Source organism: Vibrio fortis (assembly GCF_024347475.1).
GTDB lineage: Bacteria > Pseudomonadota > Gammaproteobacteria > Enterobacterales > Vibrionaceae > Vibrio > Vibrio fortis.
Map to the genome: position 1 here is coordinate 1196183 of NZ_AP025488.1, position 25814 is coordinate 1221996.

Annotated in this window: 24 protein-coding genes; 3 read left to right on the forward strand and 21 right to left on the reverse strand. The window is 44.3% G+C overall.

Annotation, left to right across the window (positions count from 1 at the left end; translation table 11 throughout):
* Nucleotides 1–63 precede the first annotated feature (63 nt).
* From OCV50_RS19815 to OCV50_RS19845, 7 genes are all read right to left on the reverse strand, one after another.
* Nucleotides 64–1242, reverse strand: coding sequence for a tetratricopeptide repeat protein (locus tag OCV50_RS19815; protein WP_261904367.1), 1179 nt, complete (start codon nucleotides 1240–1242; stop codon nucleotides 64–66).
* Entirely contained in the window at nucleotides 1239–1859 is a 621-nt protein-coding gene (locus OCV50_RS19820; protein ID WP_261904368.1) for an energy transducer TonB, read from the reverse strand. Before OCV50_RS19820 ends, OCV50_RS19815 begins: the two co-directional genes overlap by 4 nt.
* A 17-nt stretch (nucleotides 1860–1876) precedes the next feature.
* Nucleotides 1877–2281 (reverse strand): ExbD/TolR family protein, encoded by a 405-nt coding sequence (locus OCV50_RS19825; RefSeq protein ID WP_261904369.1) that lies wholly within the window; start codon nucleotides 2279–2281, stop codon nucleotides 1877–1879.
* Complete coding sequence (locus tag OCV50_RS19830; protein WP_239840062.1) at nucleotides 2278–2826, reverse strand: MotA/TolQ/ExbB proton channel family protein; 549 nt, start codon at nucleotides 2824–2826, stop codon at nucleotides 2278–2280. Before OCV50_RS19830 ends, OCV50_RS19825 begins: the two co-directional genes overlap by 4 nt.
* Nucleotides 2826–4199, reverse strand: coding sequence for a MotA/TolQ/ExbB proton channel family protein (locus OCV50_RS19835; RefSeq protein WP_261904370.1), 1374 nt, complete (start codon nucleotides 4197–4199; stop codon nucleotides 2826–2828). The genes OCV50_RS19830 and OCV50_RS19835 overlap by 1 nt, the downstream gene beginning before the upstream one ends.
* Nucleotides 4199–4966, reverse strand: coding sequence for a DUF3450 domain-containing protein (locus OCV50_RS19840; RefSeq protein ID WP_261904371.1), 768 nt, complete (start codon nucleotides 4964–4966; stop codon nucleotides 4199–4201). The genes OCV50_RS19835 and OCV50_RS19840 overlap by 1 nt, the downstream gene beginning before the upstream one ends.
* Nucleotides 4967–5140: 174 nt before the next feature.
* The gene (locus tag OCV50_RS19845) at nucleotides 5141–7240 is read right to left on the reverse strand and encodes a TonB-dependent siderophore receptor (RefSeq protein ID WP_261904372.1); all 2100 of its coding nucleotides are present in this window, start codon (nucleotides 7238–7240) and stop codon (nucleotides 5141–5143) included.
* Nucleotides 7241–7785: 545 nt separating this feature from the next.
* On the opposite strand from OCV50_RS19845, the gene OCV50_RS19850 reads away from it, so the two are divergent.
* On the forward strand, nucleotides 7786–9087 hold the full coding sequence (locus tag OCV50_RS19850; RefSeq protein ID WP_261904373.1) for a dicarboxylate/amino acid:cation symporter: 1302 nt from the start codon (nucleotides 7786–7788) through the stop codon (nucleotides 9085–9087).
* 199 nt (nucleotides 9088–9286) lie between these two features.
* Nucleotides 9287–11344, forward strand: a complete 2058-nt coding sequence (locus tag OCV50_RS19855; protein ID WP_261904374.1) for an EAL domain-containing protein — start codon at nucleotides 9287–9289, stop codon at nucleotides 11342–11344.
* Between the two features lie 57 nt (nucleotides 11345–11401).
* Here the strand turns inward: OCV50_RS19855 and OCV50_RS19860 are convergent, their stop codons facing one another.
* The 3 genes from OCV50_RS19860 to OCV50_RS19870 form a co-directional block, all read right to left on the reverse strand.
* Nucleotides 11402–12805: a sensor histidine kinase gene (locus OCV50_RS19860; RefSeq protein WP_261904375.1), complete on the reverse strand. Its 1404-nt coding sequence runs from the start codon at nucleotides 12803–12805 to the stop codon at nucleotides 11402–11404.
* Nucleotides 12802–13467, reverse strand: a complete 666-nt coding sequence (locus OCV50_RS19865) for a response regulator transcription factor (RefSeq protein WP_239840069.1) — start codon at nucleotides 13465–13467, stop codon at nucleotides 12802–12804. Before OCV50_RS19865 ends, OCV50_RS19860 begins: the two co-directional genes overlap by 4 nt.
* An 80-nt stretch (nucleotides 13468–13547) precedes the next feature.
* Entirely contained in the window at nucleotides 13548–14021 is a 474-nt protein-coding gene (locus tag OCV50_RS19870; RefSeq protein ID WP_261904376.1) for a LabA-like NYN domain-containing protein, read from the reverse strand.
* Between the two features lie 218 nt (nucleotides 14022–14239).
* On the opposite strand from OCV50_RS19870, the gene OCV50_RS19875 reads away from it, so the two are divergent.
* Nucleotides 14240–14686, forward strand: coding sequence for a DUF4174 domain-containing protein (locus OCV50_RS19875; RefSeq protein ID WP_239840071.1), 447 nt, complete (start codon nucleotides 14240–14242; stop codon nucleotides 14684–14686).
* Between the two features lie 42 nt (nucleotides 14687–14728).
* Here OCV50_RS19875 and cobA read toward each other — a convergent pair whose 3' ends face one another.
* The 11 genes from cobA to OCV50_RS19930 form a co-directional block, all read right to left on the reverse strand.
* A complete protein-coding gene (gene cobA / locus OCV50_RS19880; protein WP_239840072.1) occupies nucleotides 14729–15484 on the reverse strand; it encodes a uroporphyrinogen-III C-methyltransferase in 756 nt (251 codons plus the stop codon).
* A 270-nt stretch (nucleotides 15485–15754) separates the two neighbouring features.
* Entirely contained in the window at nucleotides 15755–16561 is an 807-nt protein-coding gene (locus tag OCV50_RS19885) for a formate/nitrite transporter family protein (RefSeq protein WP_239840073.1), read from the reverse strand.
* 116 nt (nucleotides 16562–16677) lie between these two features.
* A complete protein-coding gene (nirD, locus tag OCV50_RS19890) occupies nucleotides 16678–17001 on the reverse strand; it encodes a nitrite reductase small subunit NirD (RefSeq protein ID WP_261904377.1) in 324 nt (107 codons plus the stop codon).
* 15 nt (nucleotides 17002–17016) lie between these two features.
* On the reverse strand, nucleotides 17017–19575 hold the full coding sequence (nirB, locus tag OCV50_RS19895) for a nitrite reductase large subunit NirB (RefSeq protein WP_261904378.1): 2559 nt from the start codon (nucleotides 19573–19575) through the stop codon (nucleotides 17017–17019).
* Nucleotides 19576–19974: 399 nt separating this feature from the next.
* Nucleotides 19975–20322, reverse strand: coding sequence for a DUF6404 family protein (locus OCV50_RS19900; protein ID WP_261904379.1), 348 nt, complete (start codon nucleotides 20320–20322; stop codon nucleotides 19975–19977).
* A gap of 107 nt (nucleotides 20323–20429) precedes the next feature.
* On the reverse strand, nucleotides 20430–20795 hold the full coding sequence (locus tag OCV50_RS19905) for a VOC family protein (protein WP_261904380.1): 366 nt from the start codon (nucleotides 20793–20795) through the stop codon (nucleotides 20430–20432).
* Between the two features lie 87 nt (nucleotides 20796–20882).
* Nucleotides 20883–21197, reverse strand: coding sequence for a heavy metal-binding domain-containing protein (locus tag OCV50_RS19910; RefSeq protein WP_239840078.1), 315 nt, complete (start codon nucleotides 21195–21197; stop codon nucleotides 20883–20885).
* A gap of 27 nt (nucleotides 21198–21224) precedes the next feature.
* Complete coding sequence (locus tag OCV50_RS19915) at nucleotides 21225–21698, reverse strand: GrpB family protein (protein ID WP_261904381.1); 474 nt, start codon at nucleotides 21696–21698, stop codon at nucleotides 21225–21227.
* A gap of 162 nt (nucleotides 21699–21860) precedes the next feature.
* On the reverse strand, nucleotides 21861–23078 hold the full coding sequence (locus OCV50_RS19920) for an MFS transporter (protein ID WP_261904382.1): 1218 nt from the start codon (nucleotides 23076–23078) through the stop codon (nucleotides 21861–21863).
* Nucleotides 23075–24262, reverse strand: a complete 1188-nt coding sequence (locus OCV50_RS19925; RefSeq protein ID WP_261904383.1) for a D-alanyl-D-alanine carboxypeptidase family protein — start codon at nucleotides 24260–24262, stop codon at nucleotides 23075–23077. The genes OCV50_RS19920 and OCV50_RS19925 overlap by 4 nt, the downstream gene beginning before the upstream one ends.
* Complete coding sequence (locus OCV50_RS19930; protein ID WP_261904384.1) at nucleotides 24259–25695, reverse strand: UDP-N-acetylmuramoyl-L-alanyl-D-glutamate--2,6-diaminopimelate ligase; 1437 nt, start codon at nucleotides 25693–25695, stop codon at nucleotides 24259–24261. The genes OCV50_RS19925 and OCV50_RS19930 overlap by 4 nt, the downstream gene beginning before the upstream one ends.
* Nucleotides 25696–25814 lie beyond the last annotated feature (119 nt).

Genomic DNA, 25814 nt, shown 5'->3' on the forward strand with positions numbered 1-25814 from the left:
ATGGCGCTTAATCGTAAACTAGAAAGTTACACTATGAAGTGTTAGAGCTAGATAGTGATATCGTTAGGCAGCGTCGTTACTGCTCACTCTACGAAGCTGAGACAAGTACTTAATCCACCCTTTAGCTGTTGTCGAGGACTCCAAATTCTCAGCTCTTTTGGCATGAATCAAAGCTTTTTCGAGGTCTTTAAGCTTGTACCAAGAACGAACTTTAGCCAGTGCCACATCCGCTTGTTTGTCCTTCTCTTTGACCTTATCCAATTCCACTAGTGCTTTGCTGTAATAGCCTTGTTGAACCATGAGTTGAGCAACGTTCCAGTGGTATTTTGGCTTCTGTTTCGCCGCTAGAGTCCAGATCTCGATAGCTTGATCCCATTCACGAGCTAACTGCCAATACGTCGCTTGCTCAGCCAACAATTGCGGATCGGTAGTAGCATTGCTTAATTTACTGATCTCTTTTGCTGCGCGTTCTGGGATACCACGCTTAGCATAAAGTTGCGCCATTAAACGTCGATCAGAGTCTGTGATTTCTACACCTTGCAGCTCGGCAAGCGCTAATGTGTTAAGCGCAGCACGATTACGATCGAGTCTAAGTTGAATACCTACCAGCTGACGCCACCAGTTGGTTTTGTCAGGTTGTAATGCAATCAAACTTTCTAGGGTTGGAATAGACTGCTTCCACTGTTTGAGCTGCAACTGAGCACCAAGCTTTAGAGACAAAGGTGCCAACTCCGATTTTTTGTTGAATTTGTCATGCTCCGCAATCGCTGGTAGCACTTTCTTCCAGTTCTGAAGTTGATATTCTGCTTGAGCAATGCGCAGCCAAAGCTGATCTTTCTTTTCAGTCTCGGGTGCAGTTTTCACTAACTTGTAGTAATGAGGTAGCGCTTTTTTAAACTCTTGCTCATTCAACAGCAGATCAGCCAACATTCGCTGCGTGATCCAAGCTTGTTCATCCAACAATAGGCCAGTATCAACCGCATAAGCTAGCTGCTTTATCGCTGCTGACGGCTTACTATCTTGCCAATAAAACACCCCAAGCATTCGTGCAACATAGGCTTTGTCATAAGCTCGCTCAGACTCAATCGACTCTAATGCTTCTATAGCTTCTTTCACCTTCTCTTCTTGAGAGAGTTGGTGCGCTTTCTGTACACGAATTGCGGTGTACTGACTCAGCTCTTTTGCTTGCATCATGAAGGGCATTAATATTAGCCCGACTAATATCCATACTTTTTTCATCATTTAGCCAATTTGAATTCAAGCTTCACGGTTTGCCCAACTTGAGCTATCGCTTTGCCATCAATCACCTTAGGTTGATATTTCCATTTTTTAAGTGCACGCATCGCTTCACGTTCAAACATACGACGGGGATTAGCATCTGTTACTTGGATGTCAATCGGTCGCCCGGTTTCGTCTATGGTAAAACTCATAACAACAAAGCCTTCAGCCCCACGCTTGAGTGCTTTGGCTGGGTAACGAGGTTCAACACGATACAGAGGCATCGCTTGCTGATTACTACCGAAGTCAGAAAATGTCGGCGCATTAATCGCTAGCCCATCGATTGATGTGTTTAAGTCCAAAGCAGGTAGCGAAGACATAGTATTCAAAGGCGTTACATCAGCTTGCGATTGCGACGCCTGTGCTTCTGGTGGGGGTTCTGGCATCTCTGGCTGCTCAGGAACCGCGCGCTGTCTTCTTTGAACTTCTTGTTCCTGCTCCATCATTACCATATTAAAGGTTAACCCTTCCCCCTTTTCTGGTGCTCGTTGGTGGCCGTTATCGACCATCCAAGCCATAAAAGAGAAAAGCACTAAACCCAAAGCACCAGCAATAGGTAGAGCAAGCAATAGGCGAATCATCTGCAAACTCCCTTGCTTTATCGCTGTTCAGCGGCAAGCGCGATGTTTTTGATACCGGCACCTTTCGCTGCATCCATCACTTTTACTACCGTGCCATTGTAAGCATGCTCATCAGCTTGGATCACCAATGATGCTTCAGGCTGTTCTAGCAACAAGTGTTCAAGAGTTGCTTGCACACGTTCCACATCAATCAGACGTTTATCAATGTAGATATCGTTCGCTGAGGTAATCGCAACAAAGATACCCGCGTCTTTTTGACTAACAACGTTGGACGCTTGAGGGCGATTCACTTCTACCCCCGACTCACGCACAAATGAGCTCGTTACGATAAAGAAGATAAGCATGATAAATACAATATCAAGCATCGAAGTCAGGTCGATTTGAGCCTCTTCGTTTTTAGAATGACGTCTTCCGAGTCTCATCGTTGACTCCTTAATGATTTTTCTAATTTTATTTCTAAGCGACTGCAGACTTTTGCCAAACGCGCATGAACAAACATACCCGCCAACGCAGCAACCATGCCCGCCATTGTCGGCAATGTGGCTAAGGAGATACCAGAAGCCATAAGCTTAGGATCGCTACTGCCTTGTGTCGCCATTACATCAAACACCGAGATCATACCCGTTACTGTGCCAAGAAGGCCTAACATTGGGCAGATCGCAACTAAGAGTTTAATGAAGTTTAAATTCTGATTAAGTAATAGGCTTGCTTGACCCAACCAACCTTCTCGAATCGCTTTCGCGTGCCAAGAAGATTGATCATGTCGCTCATTCCATTGTTCAATCCAGGCTTTACGCTGTTTTGGAAAATAAAACGCCAAGTAAAGAACGCGCTCAACTACCAGTACCCAATAAACAAGCACTACAGCAGCCAGCCACCACAGGACGAAACCGCCCTGCTCCATGAAATCAGACAAGGATAGCAGCCAGTCACTAGAGAATAGTGAACTAGACAACAAGATATCCATTACGCCGCCGTCCCCATTGGCTTAACATCTGCCTCTGAGTGAGTCGCTTTTTCAGCTTGCTCTGCTACCAAACCAATCCCTTGTTTTTCAAGAATATTGCGGATGTTCTCTGCTTGAGTGCTCAATAAATTATGAGCCAGCAACAACGGCATTGCTGCGACAAGGCCAAGGACGGTCGTTACCAATGCCATAGAGATACCACCAGCCATCACCTTAGGATCGCCGTTACCAAACTGAGTAATCACTTGGAAAGTCTCGATCATGCCCGTCACCGTGCCTAATAGACCAAGCATAGGGGCCAGTGCTGCAAGCAGCTTAAGCATCGATAAACCTTTTTCTAGATGCGTTTGTTCATCAACAACCGCTTCAAGCAGACGCAGCTCTAATGCTTCAACAGATTGAGCTTGCTCTTTGTTGTACACAGCCAGTACACGACCTAGGGGGTTATTACCTGGTTGTTCTGGTTTTTTAAGCTGAGAACGAATTTTTTGGCGTGCAACTGCAAGTGCAATACCACGAACAAGTGCAATAATAAGACCAATCGCGAGTAAGCCAAGAATAACTTTACCTACTACACCACCCGCTTCTAGGCGGTCTTGAAGGCTAGGTGTTAGGGCTAGTTGCTCTAACATGAAACCACGAGATGGATCGACAACAATGTTTAACGGTGTACCCGATGCTAGTGTGCTCAGTGACGAAAACGTAGGGCCATTATCCGGTTGCTTAAAGTAGGCAATGGCATCACCACGTTGTGTGTTCCAGCTAACGTACCCTTGCTCGGTTACAAGACCAAGGGAGCCAATACGATAAGCGTCAACCTGATTAGTTGAACCTTCACCGTCGATGAATGAGATTTTGTTCTTCGTCAGTTCGCTGCTTGCCTGAATTTGTTCAGACATGCTTAACCACAATGCAGTGAGTTGCGGCATAGAAGGAAGAGATTTCGCGTCGATGATTTCATCAACCGTTGAAGTGTATTCTGCACGATCAACACTGTTCACTGTATTGTGAAGTTCAACTTCAAGCTCTTTGGCATTTTGACGAACCACACCAAACAGTTCGCCAAGACTGCCTGTCTCTAGGCGCAGTTTTTCTTCTAAACGTGCTAGCGTATTTTCGTTGTCGCTAAATGTCTTAGTCAAAACATCTGTCTGCGCTTGAATTTGCTTGCGCTTTGCTTCAAGTTGAGCACGCAGTGCTTTTAGCTCTTTCTCTGTCTGTTTAAAACCAGATTCACGAGTAATGTTATGTGATGCCTGCGCTTTGTTTTCAGCTGCGGCTTTACCAACAAGTTCAGTAGTGTTCGCACTCGCATAGCCAGAAAGTGCCAATGTAGAAATACAAAGTAAAGTCGCTAAAGGTTTGAGTTTCATTATTTAGCCTCCGCAACTGTCAGAGATACAGGAAGAGTGATTAGGCTTGGTGCCGCTTGCTGGCTTGCAATATCAAAAGCTTTATCTAGCTCAGATTTCATTGAAGCATCTTGAGTTTGCCATTCATTTGCCACTTGGTTCCAAGACCAGTACTGAGTGCCATTGAGGTTTCGCGCAACAAGAGAAGCACGCCCTAAATGAAGAACGTCTGCTTCAATCACTTTGTTGTCGCTCAACTCGATACGTCCTTGATAAACACCTAGCTTGATGCCGTAATCCATTTCAATCTGGTACGCTTCAAGAATACGGCGGTATTTTTCTGCATCACTAACATCTGCACGCGTCATCATCGCTTTCAGCTTTTCGACACGTTCAAGTCTCTGCTCTTTCTTAATCGGTACATCTTTCTCAACCAATACGTGCAGGCCATCAATCATTTGATACATCAGTGGCACCACACCCTGACGAGTGTATTTGATCTCGTCAATTTGCACATTGATGCTCTCAGCCTCTTTATTTTGGCTTTCAACTAACGCTGCTAGGTGATCGTGATAAATTTCTAAGTTTTTCACTTCTTCCTGTAGGCGCTCAATTTCCGCTTTGAGCGCTAAACTTGTTTCAGAACTTTTATCGATAACCTTTTGGCTTGCTGCCGAAGCGTTATTGGTCTTATTTTGGATAGCTTGCGCTTGATCCAAGCTACTTGCCATTGAAGACGTTGCCATCATGCTGATTGCTAGGGCAAGACTGGTTTTTAGAAGATTCATAGTTGTAGTCAATTACTTTAGAAGAAGTTCAAATGAGTTTTATTGATAAACACTCTCATTATCATTAAAACTCACTCGCTTGGCTAGGGATATTTTGCAAAAAAAGAACGAACGAAGGGGAAAGCCAAAACTTCCCCCTATTCATTAACTTAACGTCTATTGTTTGCTAACAAGTTAGTACTTAACTTGTAGCGTCGCCATGTAGTTGCGGCCTTCGCCAACCACTACACCGCTTGTGCTACCACCCTCTAGGTAGTCAGTATCAAACAGATTTTCTACATTGAAACGTGCAACGAAGTCTAGGTTTTCATCATACTTAAACGTATGTGCTACACCCATATCTACACGAGTATACGCATCTTTCTTAAACGTGTTCGCGCTTTCAGTGTAACGCTCACCTACGTGGTAAACACCTAGATTTACGTCTGTACCGTTGTTAAATGCATATGTAGACCAGATGCTTGCCGTAAACTCAGGCACGTCAGCTGGCGTTTTACCTTCTAGTGCTGGATCATTTTTGTATTCTGCATCTAGGAACATTGTTGAAGCGCTTAGAGAAAATGCTTCTGTTAGGTAACCCGTCGCTGCAAGCTCAGCACCTGTGTGGACCTGTTCACCCACTTGCGTCGTTCTAGTCGTATTCGGGTCAATAGTTTCCACAACTTGCATGTTAGACTGCGTGATTTGGAAAACTGCACCAGAGACAAACAGCTTCTCTTCAAACAGCTCCCACTTTGAACCTAACTCGTATAGATGCCCTTTCTTCGGGTCTTGAGCTTGACCCAAGTTTACGTCTTTAGTGCTTGTAATTTCGCCAATAGGCTCAAAGCTCTCAGAGTAAACCGCGTAGATAGAGCCATTTTCTGCTGGCGAGTAGATTAGACCCGCTTTAGGAAGAATGTTGTTGTAGCTTTCTTCTTTATCAGAGCTGCTGATGGTCTTATCGTAAGCGAAACGAACACCCGCAAGAACCTGCCACTGTTCATTTAGCGTCACTAAGTCTTGAACATAAAGACCGTAGTGTTGGCTTTCAGAATGTGACACTGAAGTGTCGTTCTTGTAGCTGATGTCTGATGGCATGTCGAAGCCATTACCACACTCTTTGATCGCTTCAGCTTCTGTTGCATTTTTACATGCGTAGCCAGATGCGTACAGACGCTTGTAATCGTAATGAAGACCGTTAGCACCGACTAATAGGCGGTGGTTCACACCAAATGCGTCAAAATCACCCGTGAAATCAACGTACGCCGTGTCAAACGTCCACTCATCGTGACGATCTGATACTTTATAGCCGAACTCGGCACCTGTTGGGTAAACAGTATTGTTAGATTCTGTACGTTGACGCTCATAGAACTGACGAGAGATACCCGTCTTAACTGACCAAGTATCGTTAAGGTTCGCGGTGATCGTTGCACCGTAGTTCGCTACATCGTTATCAGTTTGCGCAAAGCGCTGATCGTTCACAATATCAGGGTTAATTACTTTGCCCGTAGTTGTATCGATCTTTGAACCATTGTCTAGGTCACCTAGCTCTTGAGTACGGTCGTAGTGTAGAGATAGCATCACATCTTCGTTAATGTCGTAATCAACGAATAGGCCACCAACGAAACGTTCTGTTTCTACATCAGTACCATCAAAGCGGGTGCGGTATGAATCTTGGTTTTCTTGCGAAACGATAACGCGAGCACGAAGTGTTTGGTCATCGTTTAGAGAACCACTTACGTCAGCAACCGTACGAGTATAGTTGTCAGAGCCGATATCTTGGCTCACATTTACTTGAGTCTCGTATGTAGGCTTCTTAGAAACCATGTTTACCAGACCACCTGGTGCTGATTTACCGTAAAGAAGACCTGCTGGTCCTTTCAGTACTTCCACGCGCTCTAATAGTTCTACCGGTTGACGGTAGTGAGACCAGTGTTGTACACCGTCACGTAGGTAGCCAGAGCTACTTTCAAGAGAAAAACCACGCAAGCTAAAACGCTCACGGTTTGTTGACTTAGAACCCGCAGAAATAGACGCATCGTTCTTAAGCACTTCACCCAGTGTACTTGCACGCTGTTCATCGATGATCTGCTCATCAATGATGGAAACTTGCCCCGGAGTCTCTAGCTGTGTTGCCTCCATGCGCATAGCTGTAGTGTTAGTGTCAGCTTTGTAACCGTAGTCACGACCCTCTACAACCATATGCTCGTCTGTTTTTGCTGTGTCTGCTAGTACAGCTGGTGACGCCAATACCGCGCCAATTACCAAAGCCAATGGGCTTTTTGAAAACATGTCCTTTTCTCCGACTCTTTTTTATTATTCAAGCTACTACCCTTTCGGTGCATTGCTTGATCTACCGTTTCCGGTACCACTGAATATTTCGGAGAGGAATATAAGTGATAACCATTACCATTTGCATTAAATTTACATTCTTTGCATTTGTAAAGTTATGTAAAGAGCCACGCCTATATCAATAGGTAAACAAGCAAGCTCACCGGAAATGGTGAACCATCGATGATAAACCATTAAATTTCCGATATTGAACGTTCACGTCGCAATCATCGCTAAAATAGCAACAAATCGCGTATGTTTCGCCCTTACATATGTAACTCGATCCAGTTCACTGAACAGATGGAAACGCATTAAAAATCAGTAACAAATGTTAATTTTAATGATCTAAGTTTGTTTTTATTTTGTTTTTGTCGATAAAAATCAGGTGACTTTGATCACATCTATAATTCCATCCAACAATTTTGTTTTTTTATTTATTCTTTCGACTGCTAATCTGCCGCTCACTTTGAAAGGTCTCAAAGTTATAATTAAAAGGAGTGTTCTAAATGAATACCAAGAAACCTATGTCTCTGACTGGCCGTGTTATTCTCGGTATGGTCGCAGGTATCTTAGTGGGATTTGCCATTCAATCCCTATTTGCAGAAAGTGGCTTTGTTAATACATACATTGTTAACGGACTATTTGAAGTCGGCGGTAAGATTTTTGTTGCCAGCTTAAAAATGCTTGTTGTGCCTTTGGTTTTTGTCTCGCTTGTTTGCGGTACAAGTTCACTAAAGGATCTCTCTACTCTGGGGCGTATGGGCGGTAAAACACTGGCTCTATACATCGGTACTACAGCGGTTGCTATTACCCTTGCTCTAACAATTGGTAATTTCTTCCAACCAGGCGCTGGTGCTGATCTAACAGCGGCGAGCTCATTCAAGTCTGCTGATGCGCCTTCTTTAGGCCAAGTTATCATCGACATGTTCCCAACCAACCCTATCCAAGCGATGGCTGAAGGTAAAACACTTCAAGTAATCGTATTTGCGGTATTGTTTGGTATTGCAATCAGTGCTGCGGGTAAGCCGGGCGAGCGTATTGCTGCTGTCTTCCAAGATCTGAACGAAGTGATCATGAAGCTTGTTGCGCTACTGATGAACCTAGCGCCTTACGGTGTGTTCTTCTTGATGGCGAAGCTATTCTCAGGTTTAGGACTTGGTGCAATTTGGAACCTCGCTGAATACTTCCTTGTATTGGCAGGTACTCTAGTGCTTCACGGCTTAGTGACATACAGCTTGATGCTAAAAGGCTTTACAGGCCTGAACCCAATTACGTTCCTACGTAAAATGGAAGACGCAATCATGTTTGCATTCTCTACAGCTTCTTCAAACGCGACAATTCCTGTAACAATGGAAACAGCGAAGAACCGCATGGGTGTAGATAACAAGGTTGCTTCGTTTACTGTTCCACTAGGTGCGACAGTAAACATGGACGGCACAGCTATCATGCAGGGTGTTGCTACAGCCTTCATCGCTCAAGCATACAACATCGACCTATCGATGACTGATTACCTAATGGTGATCATGACTGCGACACTAGCTTCTGTTGGTACAGCGGGTGTTCCTGGTGTAGGTCTAGTTATGCTAGCTATGGTTCTTAACCAAGTGGGTCTACCTCTAGAAGGTATTGCTCTTATCATGGGTGTTGACCGTCTACTTGATATGATCCGTACAGCGGTGAACATTACTGGTGATAGCGCTGTTTCTATCATCGTTGCTAAGTCAGAAGGCGCGTTCGATGAATCACGCTTCAACGACCCAGCAGCAGGTGAAAAAGAAGAGCAAGTTAACCTAGCTCGTCAAGCGTAAGCTACTTTGTTAAAAAGCTATCAACGCCGCTTCTATTGAAGCGGCGTTTTATTATCCATTCATAAACTCCTATTTACCGTTAATGGTAAATATTTGTCTCAAATATGAAATCCCTTGCTTTATATGTGCATTAGATCCTAGATACCACTCGAGTTATTGGTACAATATCCCTTAAATTATCTTTCCAAAAAGCGTTCATATGAATCAAGAGCTTGTGAACAAAAGACAACGATTCTCACAAACCGTAAAAATGGTAATAGCGAACCAAATGCTTGCCATACGGGAAGGGTTGCTCTGGATCCTTCCTTGTTTGATGATCTCTTCTATCATATTGTTTTGCGCCTCAATTGGTGAGTTTACTGTCGGAAAAGATAGATATTGGGTTGAAACGCTCTATAACGCTTCCCATCAACTGAATAGCATCTTCCCTATCCTTTTAACGGCAGCGCTCTCTTACATCTTAGCGATGCAGTGGCGTCTTCCTAGACCCCCTATCGCACTTATCTCTATCGTTTATCTTGCACTCTTTCATCAATCATTTTCAGAAGTTAAAGTTACGTTTGAGCTGATCATCTCTGTTGTGACACCACTGTATAGCATCCCGTTGATTGCTTTCTTCTATCGAAAAAAATGGCTGAAGATTGTCAGAAGCGAGCAAGTTGGTAAAACGGTAAAGGATTCTCTCAACCTTATCGTTCCTTCAATTCTTACCGCTCTATTAATGCTGTGTGTCAGTTGGCTGCTCGTGTCAGTAATGAGCTACTTCTTGGATTTTGGCGGCCTAGATCACCTGTTCGAATACTCTTCACTCACCTTTGGTGTTTTGTACTCGCTCTTTAACTCTTTTTTATGGTTCATAGGCATTCATGGTTATTACGCATTAATGCCTTGGATAGACGTGTTGATGGCGGCAGTGCCAGAGCAAGCCTTACTCACTCAAAATTCCCCAGCAGTTAATCACTCGATGATGGCAATCTTCGTGTTTATTGGCGGTTGTGGTGGCACATTGGGGTTAGTAATCTCACTGCTCTTTTTTGCTAAAGATAGAGCCTCTAAACTGATCGCGATAGCCGCATTTCCTCTGGTACTTCTCAACATCAATGAGGTTCTACTCTTCGGTCTCCCTATCATCTTCAATCCGAGATTGTTTTGGCCTTTTCTTATTGTGCCTGTTGTTAACTTATTGATATCCCACTCTATTCTCACAGCAGGCTTAGTAGCCATACCCTCCGTCGTGGTGCCATTCAGTAGCCCGGTGTTCTTTAACGGATGGTTGGCGACACAAGGTGATGTGAATGCGGTATTGCTGCAATGTTTATTGATCGTGGTTGATCTTGCTATCTACACACCATTTGTCATTCGAATGAACAAACTCAACATGGCTGACCGTATTGCTTTCCCGTTTTTCGATTCAAGTTATTCTCGACGTCGAGAAGAAGCCGATGTGTTAAGCGCGGATAAGGTCTCTGAAAAGGTAAACAACCAAAAGGTAACGGCAGAGTTAGAACGAGGCTTACGCCGCTACGCTCAAATTGATTTCTGTATGGAGTATCAGCCGCAGGTTCAAGCTTCATCAGGCAAGGTGGTGTCGTGTGAGGCGTTGATTCGCGCTAAAGACCCGATATCCGGTGAGATACTCTATCCAGGAGCGTTCCTTCCCTATTTTGAGCAAGCGAACATGATGCCTGACATTGATTTATGGACGGTGAAAAAAGTTGTCTCAGACCTCAAGATTACCCAAGTCAATCAGTCTACAGTGCCCACCAGCATCAACATTACTCCCGAGACTCTGCTCAACAAAGAGGTCATGAACCGCATCTGCCGTACCATTGAGCCTGTAGCCAAATGGGTCAGTATCGAGATCACGGAAGAGAGTTTAGTCACCGACACCGCTCGGGTATTAGAATCACTCCAACGCCTTAAGAAACTTGGATGTAAGATCTCTTTAGACGATTTTGGTGTTGGGTATTCATCTTTAAGTTATCTGAATCAATTTGATGTGGACTGCATTAAAATAGACCGCAGTTTTGTTCTATCGCTTGATAACGAGAAAGGGAGACGGGTCTTCTATGCGATGTTAAAAGTTGCTCAGGAATTGGATTTAAGCTGTGTGGTTGAAGGTGTTGAAACTCAGCAGCAACTCGATTTGATTCCTAATCACCACTCTATTTCAATACAGGGTTGGTATTACTCGAAATCATTGTCTCTCACTGCGCTGCAACATTACGTCAAACAAGCCAACGCGACAGCCGCATAATGCATCATCAAAAACGGCTCCACAATGCAGGAGCCGTTTTTGTCTTGTCTATCCGATTTACGATTTGTTATCAGGTTGAATTGGGAACATTAGATTAATCCTCAACCCACCCTCTGACTTGTTTTCTGCCGTTACAATGCCATTCATCACTGCCATCGACTCTTTAACGATCGCTAACCCCAAACCATAGCCACCAGACTTCTTATCACGCGCCGATTCAAGACGCGTAAACGGGCTAAACACACTCGATATTTGCTCATCTGGGATACCCGGACCGTCATCTTCTATAGAAATGACAGTGTAACGCTCGGCTGACGTTTTTTCGTAAAAATAAGTGCTCAATACAATATTTGCTTTTGGTCCCGCATATTTAATCGCGTTACCTATGATGTTTCGCATGACACGAAGGACTAGCCTTTCATCAAGATTGACACTTGGAGTTTGATTTGAAAGATGAGCTTCTAGTACTTGATCGCAGTTAAGATCGTGCTGCATCTCAGACACCAATAAAGAGCAATAATGTTCAACGTTCATTGACGTAACATCCGCGTCATAACGAGCGTTCTCTAAGCGACTGTATTCGAGAATTTCGCCCACAAGATCATTCATCTCTTTGGTTTCATTCTCTAGTCTATCAATCAATCGCACCGATTTTTCTTCAACGCTATTACGCAATAAATGAAGGACCAAGTTTTGCCTTGCTAATGGCGTTCTGAGCTCATGAGAGACATCACGGATAAGACGACGTTGCTTCTCGCCTAATGACTTTATCTCTTGCGTCATATGATCAAAATCGTTCGCTAGTTCATTAAACTCGCGCGTATTCGATTTCAATTCAGAGACAACATCAACGGAGAAATCTCCCTGAGCTAAGCGATGGCTTGCCTCTCGTAAACGGTCTAACGGTTGCTGTAAACGTCGCGACATGATTAGCGAGAACAACAACAGAATGACGAAAGCGATCACCACTTTCATCAGCGATGAATAATACGAAAATGAGTTTGCCGGATGAACGTAGTGAGGAAGCTGAACAACCATTGTGTTGCCGCTTTCGAGTGGAATACCAAAGATCGGTTGATTAACGCGAGCATCAAGCTGGTGATCTAACGTTCTTAAGAACTTCAGTTTGAATTCAAAGTGAGGATGCATATGACGATGAGTGATAGGGTGATTATCGCCATCCAGAATAAACAGATAGTATTCTTGAGCGTTCCCCCAATCAGCAAGCTCGTCCATATCCCCTTCTCCGATCAATACATTCGCTTGATAGGCGAGATCCAACATCTCTGCTTTCACTGATTCAGGAACTTTCAATAGAGCTCGCATCAAAGCTTTTTCAGCAATCCCCTGAAAGATAAAGATACTAACAATAATGATCGTTAAGTAAGTAAATAGCTGAAACGTCAGGCCGTCCTTACGCTTTTCAATAAACGAAGGACAGCGAAAGTATCCTGAACTCATGCCGTTACAGACTCTAAATAGCTGTAGCCTTTACCACGAACGGTTTTGATGTGTTGCTTTGAAATACCAGCTTGGACTAACTTGCGACGAATATTGCTGATATGCATGTCTAAGTTTCTGTCGAATGGGCACAATTCACGCTTAAGAACGTGAACTTGAAGATCAGATTTAGAGACAACAATACCGTTGTGCTTAATCAGGTAATCAAGCAGGTCTTTTTCTGTCCCGGTCAGAGGAATACGAGCTAACTGCTCACACAAGCCCTCATTCGTGCTCGCCACAGACTGACGCTGTCGTTCAAAGCCCACGCGACGAAGAATCACTTTAATGCGCGTTAGAAGCTCTGGCACATTAAAAGGCTTAGCGATGTATTGATCGGCACCGGCTTGATAACCATCCAACATGGACGCGTCGTCATTGAGAGCCGTTAGCATTAGAATCGGAGTTGCAAAACGCTGACAGATACGTCTCGCGACCTGCAATCCATTGAGATTAGGCAGCATAACGTCTAACAAAACTAAATCGACCGGATTTTGTTGAATAAACTCCAACGCACTCTCGCCACAATGAACTTTATCAACGTGATAACCCTCTGCTTCTAACACTTCAGAGAGCAATTCGCACAACTGAATATCATCATCGACAACTAAAATACGAGACATCACAACCACCAATTAAATAATAATGGTTTGCATTTTAATTATCATAAAATTGATTTCAATTATAAAATCACACTAATTGACTACATTAGGAGATCTTTCTCGATTGGAACGAATTTTGTCGCCGAATCGATGAGGTTTTGAGCGGTAAGCCCCGGGACGCCGTACACCTCGACCTTTGTGTTAAATCGGTCTTTCATACGCTCAACTAAGATTTCGAAGTCCCCATCACCCGATACTAAGATGATCGTATCGACCGACTCCGCTAATTCGATCGCATCTAGAGCAATGCCTACATCCCAATCGCCTTTTGCGCTACCATCGCGTCTTTGAATAAAAGGTTTCAGCTTTACATCAAAACCGACACCGCGAAGAATGTGATGAAATTGACGTTGCTTTGGATCTTGGCTTGAAATTGCGTAAGCGTTAGCAGATACAACGTTTCGTCCTGTAGTTGCCACATACCAAAATTGGTTGTAATCGAAATTGCTTCGATACTTATCTCTTGTTGTGTAATACACGTTTTGAACATCAACCAGAATTGCAATATTTTCCATGTTTGGTGCCTGTGGCGCTGTGCCTTGATTTGTACCCTAAAAATGACCCTTTACCCTATTCGATCTGCTTAATAAATGCGAGTCGCTTATCGTTGATTTTGAACCTATCAACTATGCTTTACGTATCGAACTTTAATCTTTGTTTGATTATTGCACAGAGTGTGCTGCGATAACTGCCATAGGTAACGCAGTGCGCATTGTTTGAAAGGAGTCATAGGATGTTCGGAAGATTACTCGCCCTTGCAGGTATTGTGGCCTGCTCTCACACTGCTCTCGCCTACCCGGCCTATGAACACTCCCACAGCTTGCCACACCGCAGTGTTATCCTATTTGCGCCAGACCAAGACACCAAGGTGAAAGAATTCATGAACAGTGTGTTGATCAACAACTGCCAAATTGACGAACGAGACATTGTCGTCATGGTTATCGCGGAAAACGGCTATACCATGCCTAGTTGGTTGAAAGAGGAGTTCAACTTAGAAGCGGTTAAAAAGATCTATGAAATCCCCCAAGGCGAACACACCGGGATTTTGATTGGCAAAGATGGTAAAGAGAAACACAGATGGAGCGGGACCACGGATTGGGCATTCTTGGCGAACTTCATCGATCAAATGCCAATGCGTCAGCAAGAGATGCAGCGACAGTCGAGCCGCTGCAGTATTTAGGCAAGCAAAATAGGCGCTTATTATTTATTGAAACCAGCGAGATTACTTATTGAACCAAGCAAGTTTTTCATGAAGCTGGGCAACGCTACCCACAACAATCAGTGCTGGGCTTTTCGCTTGTGAAGCGAGCTCAGCCAAATCGCTCAAACCACCTCGAAATACTTTTTGCTCCTGACGTGTACCATTCTCGATGATAGCAACCGGCATATCTTGACGCATACCGTTGTCAGTTAGGTTTTTCTGAATATTCGGGCTCTCTTTAAGGCCCATGTAGAAAACAATCGTGTGGTTGTGTTGCGCTAACGATTTCCAGTCGATGTCCTCACCATCTTTCTTGAGATGGCCTGTAATAAACTGAACACTCTGTGCATGGTCACGGTGCGTCAATGGAATACCTGCGTAAGCAGTCGCACCCGCAGCAGCGGTAATCCCAGGAACAACTTCAAAAGACACATTGTTTTCAGCAAGGGTTTCACACTCTTCACCACCACGACCGAAAATAAACGAATCACCACCTTTTAAACGGACAACACGCTTGTTTTCCTGAGCTTTTGTCACAAGCAACTGGTTGATTTGATCTTGTGGTACACAGTGATGATCCAGTTTTTTACCCACATAAAGCATCTCTGCTTCTGGATTTGCCATTGCAAGAATTGCTTTCGATACAAGACGGTCATAAACCACTACGTCTGCTTGCTCAATGACTCGTGCGGCTTTAACGGTTAATAAATCAGGGTCACCCGGACCGGCACCCACTAAAGAAACGAAACCTTGTTCTACTGCTTGCTGCTCACTCATTGCTTACGCCTATTTTTAATTATTTTGCTGTAATTCACTGTATCAACAAGAAAACATCTAGTCGATCACAGATTTTGCATATTTCATAACTAATTGAATTAACGTTTTTGGTTATTCTCGTTGCAATTCTTTATTACCGTTTATCAATCTAATAAAAGCATAGCGAATACTGACGATCGAAGACAAAGACGACAAAGAAGATAAAAAGGCCCCACAGTACACTGCAGGGCCTTGATGTTAATTCATTACGCTTGATTGCTCAGTTCAGGATTATTTAATCGCTGGTGCTGTTTTAGCGTGAGTTAGGTAAAGTGGGATACAAGTCATTACTAGACCACCAACGATGTTACCTAGGATTGTTGGGATAAGGTTGAAGTTCAACCAAGTCGCGATACCGAAGTCAGCACCAAGAATCATACCTAGTGGGAATAGGAACATGTTTACCACTGTGTGCTCGAATACTAGCGCGAAGAAGATGAAGATTGGGAACCACATCATCGCTACTTTACCTGGCATAGAACGCGCAGTCATGTTACCGATTACACCTAGACATACCATTAGGTTACAGAAAATACCGCGTACGAAACATGTGATCCAACCGTCCATACCCATGTTTTCGAAACCTAGGCTACGAGCTGTAGAAACTGCAATGAACTTTTGAGCTACTGCGTTTGGATCTAGAGAGAAGTTACCTGTTAGAGAAACAGCAACTAAGAATGCAACCAGTAGAGAGCCAAGCAGGTTACCTAGACCAACTAGACCCCAACAGCGGAAAATCTTACCCCAAGTGATACCTGGGCGGTTATCAAACTTAGCCAATGGCGCTAAACCGAATACACCCGTTACTAGGTCGTAACCCATAATACTTAGAATCACAAAGCCCACTGGGAATACAAGTGCACCAACAATACCGATACCTGTCTGTACGATAGTGGTAATCGCAACAACAACAGCAAGTGAAAGAATCACACCAGCCATAGTGCCTCGTAAAATAAGATCACGAGTACTTGTTTTTGTTTTCGCTTCACCAACATCGATCATGGTTTGTACGAATTCTACAGGTTTGAAAGCAGACATAAATTGCCCTTAATAAAAGTTAAAAATAAAAAGTTAAAATTGGATAGGAAAAGGCTCTAGTTGTCGTCATGACAATCATCACTCACTAGAGCCCTTGAACTATCAAATCTTGGCGATTAAGCCGCGACTTCTACCGCACCTTTCACAACTCGCGCTTTGTAAGATTTCACGCTCATGCGCTCGTCTTCCATGCAAAGGCCAGTCGCTAGGTTAAAGCGTTGCTTCTTAAGCGGGCTTGCAACCCATAGCTCGTCTTGATGCTCACAGATTAGACCGCGAGAAAGAACGTTAGCTTGGAAGAATGGGTCCATGTTATTAATTGCGAACACTTCTTCTGTTGCACGTGGGCGGAAGATAGCAATCTGCTCGCCGTTTAGTAGTGCAACAACACCAGTACCTGGGATGATGTCTTCGATTTTACAAACTTTTGTAAATGCCATGATGTCGTTCCCCTATTACTCTGCCGCTACGTGAAGGATGTCGCCCTTCGCTTCTGGGTGTTTTTCAGTAAATGTCGCTGGACGGTGTTGCTCACGACCATCAGTAACGAACATTACGTTGTCATCACGCTCATCTGAGTTGATGAAGTGAGAGAAACGCTTAAGTTGTGTTTCGTCGTTGATAGTGTCCGTCCACTCACAGCTGAATTCTTCAATCAGCTTCGCTACGTCAGCTTCAAGTTGGTCGTTGATGCCAAGCTTATCTTCGATGATAACTTCACGTAGGTAATCAATACCGCCTTCTAGGTTGTCGAACCATACAGAAGTACGTTGTAGCGGAGCTGCAGTACGTACGTAGAACATCATGTAACGGTCGATGTACTTGATTAGCGTTTCTTGGTCTAGGTCACTAGCAAGTAGCGTTGCGTGACGTGGTTTCATACCACCGTTACCCGCTACGTACATGTTCCAACCTGCGTCAGTCGCGATAATACCTAAGTCTTTACCTTGCGCTTCCGCACACTCACGAGTACAGCCAGAGACACCGAACTTCATCTTATGAGGAGCACGGATACCTTTGTAGCGGTTCTCTAGCATTACACCAAGGCCTACAGAGTCTTGTACGCCGTAACGACACCAAGTTGAACCCACACAAGTCTTAACCATACGTAGAGACTTACCGTAAGCTTGACCCGTTTCGTAACCCGCAGCGATTAGCTTCTTCCAGATTGCAGGAAGGTCGTCTTTCTGCGCGCCGAATAGACCGATACGTTGTGCACCCGTGATCTTGGTGTACAGGTTGTACTCTGCTGCAACGTTTGCAAGAACAGACAGTGCTTGAGGTGTTACTTCACCACCAGCCATGCGAGGAATAACAGAGTAAGTACCATCTTTTTGCATGTTACCTAGGAAGTTATCGTTGGTATCGTGCAGTTTAACTAGCGACGGCTTAAGGATGTGGTCACCCCAGTTTGAAGCAAGGATAGAACCAGCAAGTGGCTTACATACTTCACAACCGTAACCTGTACCGTGCTTCTCAAGTAGCTCTTCGAACGACTTGATTTCACCGATGCGTACTAGGTGGAACAGCTCTTGACGAGAGTAAGCAAAGTGCTCACATACGTCGTTCTTCACTTCAACACCTGCTTTTTCAAGCTCAGCGTTAAGAACTGAAGTCACTAGAGGGATACAACCACCACAACCCGTACCTGCGCCAGTTACTGCTTTGATATCACCGATAGTGTGGTGACCTTCAGCAACTGCTGCCGCGATCTTGCCTTTTGTTACGTCAAAACAAGAACAGATAACCGCTGATTCAGGCAGTGCATCTGCGCCTAGTGTTGGCTTCTCTGCACCAGCGTGAGCAGGTAGGATAAGCGCATCTGGGTGCTCTGGTAGGTCGATTTCGTTCAGCATAAGCTGTAGAAGATCACCGTAATCAGATGTATCACCAACCATTACTGCACCTAGAAGTTTCTTGTTGTCTTCAGAAACGATTAGGCGTTTGTAAACTTCTTGCTCTTCGTTTTGGTAAACGTAGCTCTTACAACCCGGTGTACGACCGTTTGCATCACCGATTGAACCTACTTTCACACCTAGAAGCTTCAGCTTCGCAGACATGTCTGCACCTTCAAACTTGCTGTCGTTACCCACTATGTGGTCAACAGCAACGGTTGCCATCTTGTAACCTGGAGCGACTAGACCGTAAAAGGTTTCGTTCCAAGATGCACACTCACCGATAGCGTAGATGCTGTCATCAGAAGTCTGACAGAAATCATTGATAGCAATACCGCCGCGTGGAGCAACGTCTAGCTTCATGTCACGAGCAAGTTTATCTTGAGGGCGAATACCCGCAGAGAATACGATGAAGTCAGTTTCTAATTCAGTACCGTCTGCAAAACGCATAACATTACGTGCTTCTTTACCTTCAGGAGCGATTTCAAGCGTGTTTTTGCTGGTGTGAACTTGTACACCCATGCTTTCGATCTTTTGACGAAGTTGGTTACCACCCGCTTGGTCAAGCTGTTCAGCCATTAGCTTAGGCGCAAACTCAACCACGTGAGTTTCTACACCCAGAGCTTTCAGTGCACCAGCTGCTTCAAGACCTAGTAGACCACCACCGATTACAACACCGACTTTGCTCTTCTTCGCACACGCTTCGATAGCTTTTAGATCTTCGATAGTACGGTACACAAAGCAGTCTTTGCTTTCACGGCCTTTGATAGGTGGAACGAATGGGAAAGAACCCGTGGCCATGACTAGCTTGTCGTATTGAATTTCACGACCTGAGCTTGAGTAAACGATCTTTTTCTCACGGTTTACTGTGATAGCGCGCTCGCCGATTAACATGTTGATGCCATGTTTCTCGTAGAAGCCCTCTTTTACTAAAGAAAGTTCATCTGCTGTGTGGTGTGAAAAGTAAGAAGAAAGGTGTACACGGTCATACGCTACACGTGGCTCTTCACAGAACACCGTAATGTCCATGTTGGCTACGTCTGTCTTCTCGACTAAATCTTCGATATAGCGATGGCCTACCATCCCGTTACCGATTACGACTAGCTTCATCTTGCTCATAAGAATTCCTGAAAGGTTATAATTTTCTTAACTGAGCGAATAATGAATTATGAAAGAAAATGAAAATATGATGTAAATCAATTACGAAAATGAACTACCCAAAAGGGGTAGAACAAAAGAGGTATAACCGATTAAAAATAGACCAGAGCAAACGTATAACCTGACTTTATCTATGGTTAAATGCCAGACGAATGCTCAACTTTAGGCATATCATGCTGTAGTAAAATTTCACATAGGGTAACTTAAAAAGAAAGTTAAATAACAATCATTTTCATTTAGTTGATAAATGATGACATATTATTTTAAAATTTACCGGCTTACATGACAAAGTGTTTGCCAATATGAAAGGTCCTGCTAAAACATCCGTAGCTCTATCACTATCAAGCTCTTCTCTACTGACTAAATCTTTTCCCAATCAATAAGCTTGTGTTTCTTAACTAGGTAGCGGTGATGAGTACTGATCATAATGGCAAAAATCGAGCTGGTCAGCAGCGCGTTAACTAAAATAGCGGCAAGTGTTAAACCCACACCAACGAGGCTAAACAGATAAATAAACGAGAAATAGAACAGAAAGAACTCGACAAACTTTAGGGTGACATTTTTATAAAAAGACTCCCAATACATCGGCTTCAACTCAAAACCACGGCGTCTAAGAAAACGATAAAGATATGTCTTGTCTGTCTTACATGGCAATCCAACCGTTTGTAGATACTCGTCAGCTCTTGCTAACTTTTCCTGATGACTCATAAACCTATTCGACACTCCCTGAATTACAAACATCTTCAAACTTGAACAACCTAACCGCTAAGCCACTGCAAGCTGTTGTCATGAGCTCAGACGTTAAGTTTGTGAGACTACTTATTTTGTCCAATGCGCCACAGCACGCCACTTGGATCCGTCATACAAAATTCAAGCATTCCCCAAGGTTGCTCAATAAGCTCAGTCACTTTGACACCAAACTTCTCAACCACATCCAGTTTTTCGATGTGGTCAAACCAACTTTGTGCATCTTCTACCAAAAGGTGCATCATAAAATTATTGCTATGAGCAGGTTCATAGAAATCTTGAAGTAAAAAAGCACATGAGCCCGATTTGAAATACGCGATGCCTTCAAATTCAGAAGCCATTTCAAAGCCGATTGACTGATAGAAGCGTTTAGAAAATTCAAAGTCTTTGGCAGGTACGAACGACTTTATCTCTACGGTATTTAGGTTTCCCATTTCCAACTCCGATTTAAAATGTGTCTAGGTAATTCTCGCACTTTATCAAGGAAGCCTTACGTCGTGAGCTTTCTTGAAATAGCTTTATCAAGACAGCTTTACGGCAGTACCGAATACCAATATTTCGGACGCACCATCTGTTACAGAACTGGTGGTAAATCGGATGCCAACAACGGCGTCGGCACCTAACCCTTGAGCTTCTTCCACCAAGCGCTCAATGGCGATGTTTCTAGCCTCAGTTAGCATCTCGGTGTACCCTTTTAATTCACCACCAACGATACCTTTCAATCCCGCCATGATGTCTCTACCGACATGTTTAGATTGAACAACGTTGCCGTTTACGACACCAAGTACCGCTTCAATCTCCCTACCAGGAACCGTTTCTGTTGTTGTATAAATCATAACTTACCTATTCATCCTGTTTGGGGTTTAATTCAGTGATAAAACACGCTCGATAAAAGCCGACTTCTTAAGACGATAAGCGTCTTGAGGCCAGCCTGAGCATGACACTTTAAGATCATTGTATTCATAAACTAACAAAGGGTTGTTTCTAAGTTTGTCTCGAAACGTTACAAACATATCAAACTCTGATCCAAACGCGACTACTTGGAAGGCGACATCCTCTTCCGATTCATTTTCCAACATGCACAGCTCAGGCGTTCGTAACGTATCCAGCTTTTCATTAAAACCCAAAGTCTTCAACGACGTTACGGCACGCTCTAACTCAGCACTTTCGACGCCAACAAGTATATCTAAGTCACCCTTAGACACGGCTTTATCAATTGCTGATGCACCAATGTGCTCAATCACCGCCTTAGGTAATAACGCCTGTATGCGCGCTTGATAGCGTCGATATAAATCGTCGCAAGATGGCTGATACTCTTCAGCGCTATAAAATTTCATCCCTGCTCTCCAAAGCTTTAGATCCTTTAAGCTCCATATCGCATTAAGGCCTCATTCTCGAATGCCTTAATGTAACTCTCTGACCACAATAACAAATTTATTAAATATATACATAGTTGCGTAAGAATTAATAAAACCATGAATAGGAATAAGGCTAACGGTCTACGCGATTGCTCGACTTCGAACGACTTGAACCAGATAAATACCACCACTTAACGTAGCAAGGGTAAACATCACCCAATAAGCACCAGACATACCTAGATAAGTGGCCGACAGCCCGGCAGCCAGATAGGTTAATAACCACCAAAAATGCGTTAACGAAAAGTGCGCAGCGAAATACTGCCCAGCATCTTCACTGTCAGCCGCATCGTTAATCACGATACCAGAAGTTGTCTGGATACAAGACATACCTATACCCAAAGAGAAACAAAGAACGATAAAGCCAAACCAATCTGGGAGCCATGTTCCGGCATAGAACGCCAACCATATTAGGAGCAATCCTCTGATGTGATAACGCTGCGGACTATAACGATTAACAAGCTTTGATAAGAAAATCGCCGCCAACATCGAGCCTACTCCAACAGCCAGCATAGCTAATGCCGTTTCACTGTCGCCACCATGCAGAATGTCATGGACGTAGACAACCGTATTCACTATCACCATGGCACTTGCGGCCGCGGCGCCTAAATACGCGTACCACAGTGAGCGCAGAGAAGAGTGAGCCAGATAGGTGGTGATGCCACTAAAAGTGGTTTTCCAACACAGCTTACTAGTCTGTTCATGTTGCCCCTTATCTGAAGGAATGAAGCACAATAAAACCAACACTGCTGAGATAATAAATGTCACAGCATCAGCCCAGAACAGATGACGAAAGCTCACAACGGTCAAAAGCACCGCGCTTAATACTGGACTAAGCACTTGCTCCAAATCGTAGGCAATTCGACTATAGGAGAGCGCTTTAGTGTAGTGCTCTCGAATCGGGACGATTTGCGGCAGCGTTGCCTGAAACAGTGGTGTGAAAGCAGCCGAGCAAGCATTGATCGCAAACATCAGTACATAAACTTGCCATACCTGATCCACGAACGGTAACGCCATGAAAAGCACAGCTCTGAGCAAATCTAAGATGATCAAGGTTCGCTTTTTAGGCCACCTTCTGCTCAACACAGCAAATATTGGCGCGAGGCCGATATACGCGAGCATCTTAAGCGCAAAAGCAATGCTTAATACCGTACTCGCCTCACTCTCTGCGAGTTCATAGGCCAACAAAGCTAAGCAAACTGAACTTATTCCTGTCCCAATGAGCGACACTACCTGAGCGAGCAACAGCCTCACATAATCCCGATTACTCCACAAAGAAGCGTTGACGACGGGCAGATTCATAACGCGTCTCCAAACAGGCTTTTCACATCATCAATCAAAGAGCTAAACCAGAGCAGAAAGGTATCCTTGAGACGTTTCAACATCGAACCTTGCTTCACCTCTTGTGCACTCACCACTGAAGCGATTTTCACCGTTTTGCCATCCAGACTCCAAACGAGCTGACCCAGTACCTCACCTTTGGTAATCGGCGCTGTTAGCCTCTCATTTAATTCTAGATTTTTCTGAAGTTTGTCGGTTTGATTGCTCGGCAATGTGAGGAAAATATCGTCTTCAACAACCACATCGACCTGCTCACTTTCTCCCTGCCAAATTCTAGCTTCATAAATCACCTCACCACTTTTTGCTGCTTGTAAGGTATCGAAAAAACGGAATCCATAGTTCAACAACTGACGCGATTCATTAACTCGTGCTTGAGGGCTCGCTGTGCCCATCACCACTGCGATCAAACGCATCCTCCCCTGCACTGCTGAAGAGACCAAGCTGTAACCAGCGCTCTCTGTGAATCCTGTTTTACCGCCATCAACCTCTAAAGTTCTATCCCATAACAGCTTATTACGGTTGTATTGCTCGATGCCTGCCCATGTGAATCGACGCTCCTTGTACAGGGCATAGACTTCAGGTACTTGTTGAATGATAGCGCGCAATAAGATCCCCATATCTTTCGGCGTGGTCGCAATCCCTTCTCCATCTAGCCCGTGAGCATTAACAAAATTGGTGTTCGACATTCCCAAAGACTGCGCCCAACCATTCATCAGGCTTACAAAGGCTCCTTCACTCCCCGCTACGTGCTCAGCCAAAGCAACCGCTGCATCATTCCCTGATTGGATGATCAACCCACGCATAAGATCTTTAATGGTGACGCTGTCGCCCGGTTTGATAAACATTTTGGAAGAATCAGGAAACTTCACCGACCAAGCGTTTGGGCTTACCTCGACTTGAGTCTCCCAAGTTAATCTGTCATTTACGATCTCCTGTCCCACCACATAAGCCGTCATCAACTTGGTCAAGCTGGCGGGTGCGAGTAGCGCTTGCGAATTGCTATCTGCCAACACTTCACCAGACTTGAAATCCATTAGCAGATACCCTTTAGCACCGAGCGATGGTGGGTCAGGCACAACAACGGCCAATGTATTCGCGCTATACAATAAAATTAAGGAAAAAAAGCTCGTTAGTTTCATCTTCATAACGCCTCCGCTATCCGGAGCGCAGCCAGATCACCTATGTAACTCTGTTTTTGATCTTTGCCATCCGACAAATATTGAAAGGTCTCACTTCCTTTCCCGCACACCACAACAAGATCACCACCCTCACTCATCTTCTTAGCCAGCTTAATCGCTTCTCTGCGATCGCTGATTTCAAAATGGGGCGTACTGCCTACCTGCGAGCGCAGCGCTTGGAAGATCTCCCCTTGAATCACCCCCATCGGGTTGTCTGATGTGAAGACGATTAAATCAGCATACTTGGCACATATCGCCCCCATTTCACTCGCCTGCTGTAAGCGGTCTCCCGTTACGCCAACCACTACAATTAAACGCCGTTCCACATAGTCTTGAACCGCCTCAAGCAAAGCCTTGAGCCCATCACTGTTGTGGGCGTAATCAACTACCCCCTTACAATCATTGGGTAACTCTACAAATTGAGCACGCCCTTCAGGCATTTCAATGCGTTCTATTCCTTGTGCGATCTTCTCTAGAGACCAACCCAACGCATAAAGCGTACTTGCAATCGCTAACGCATTTTCAACGTTATACAAAAACGGCATTGGCGAGCGCACATCAACATTTTCTCCCGCCGCTGTTAGCGTCAATCGCATCCCACGCTCGAACGATTTTATGTTTGAAGCGACAACATCGGCCTTCTGCCCTGCCTTTGAGAAGGTCACGACCTCGATTCCTTCAGATACCCTTTCAATCACAGCCAAAGCATGTGGGTCATCTAAATTAACCACTAAGGTTCCTTTTGACTGGATGCGGTCGACCAACTGTAATTTAGCGTGGATATAGCTGTCTTTCGTGCGGTGAAAATCGAGGTGGTCTTCACCGATATTAGTGATCACCCCGACCTGAAGTGAGACAAAACCGGCGCGATCTTGTGCAAGCGCATGGCTGCTCAACTCCATCACATTGAACTCGGTGTCTTGCATTCGCATCTGTTGGAAGATATTGAGCAAGGTGACGCCATCTGGAGTGGTGTTGGTCAGCGGTACTTGCTCCTCACCCAACTGTGCCCCTAGCGTCCCGATATAAGCACTTCTGCTTTCCAAGTTAAGGATCTGATTCAAGCAGTGAGAAACCGTCGTCTTACCGTTGGTTCCCGTCACACCGATATGGCTTACCGCCTTATGTGGGTGTTCATAGTAGGCTTTAATAAGCGCCAAGCTTTGATAATAGCTATCGGTCACAATCACGGGCACACTAGCTTGTAGTGGTCTATTGGCGATGATGGCACAAGCACCTTGATTTACAGCTCGCACTACAAAGTCATGCCCATCTAATGAAATGCCTTGGCGACAGACAAATACATCGCCTGATTCTACCTCTGCACTATTGGTCTTAAATTGCCTCACAGGCAAGGATTGTAAGACCGCTCTCTGTTGTGAAATCGCACTGCTTTGCATTTACGCGCTCCTTAATTCGTTAATGAGTGGAGTATAAGAAGCACAATTAAATTAATGAAATCGAATGATTCTATTATCTGTATCGACTAGACTAATAACCTTACCTCATCAGAAACAGA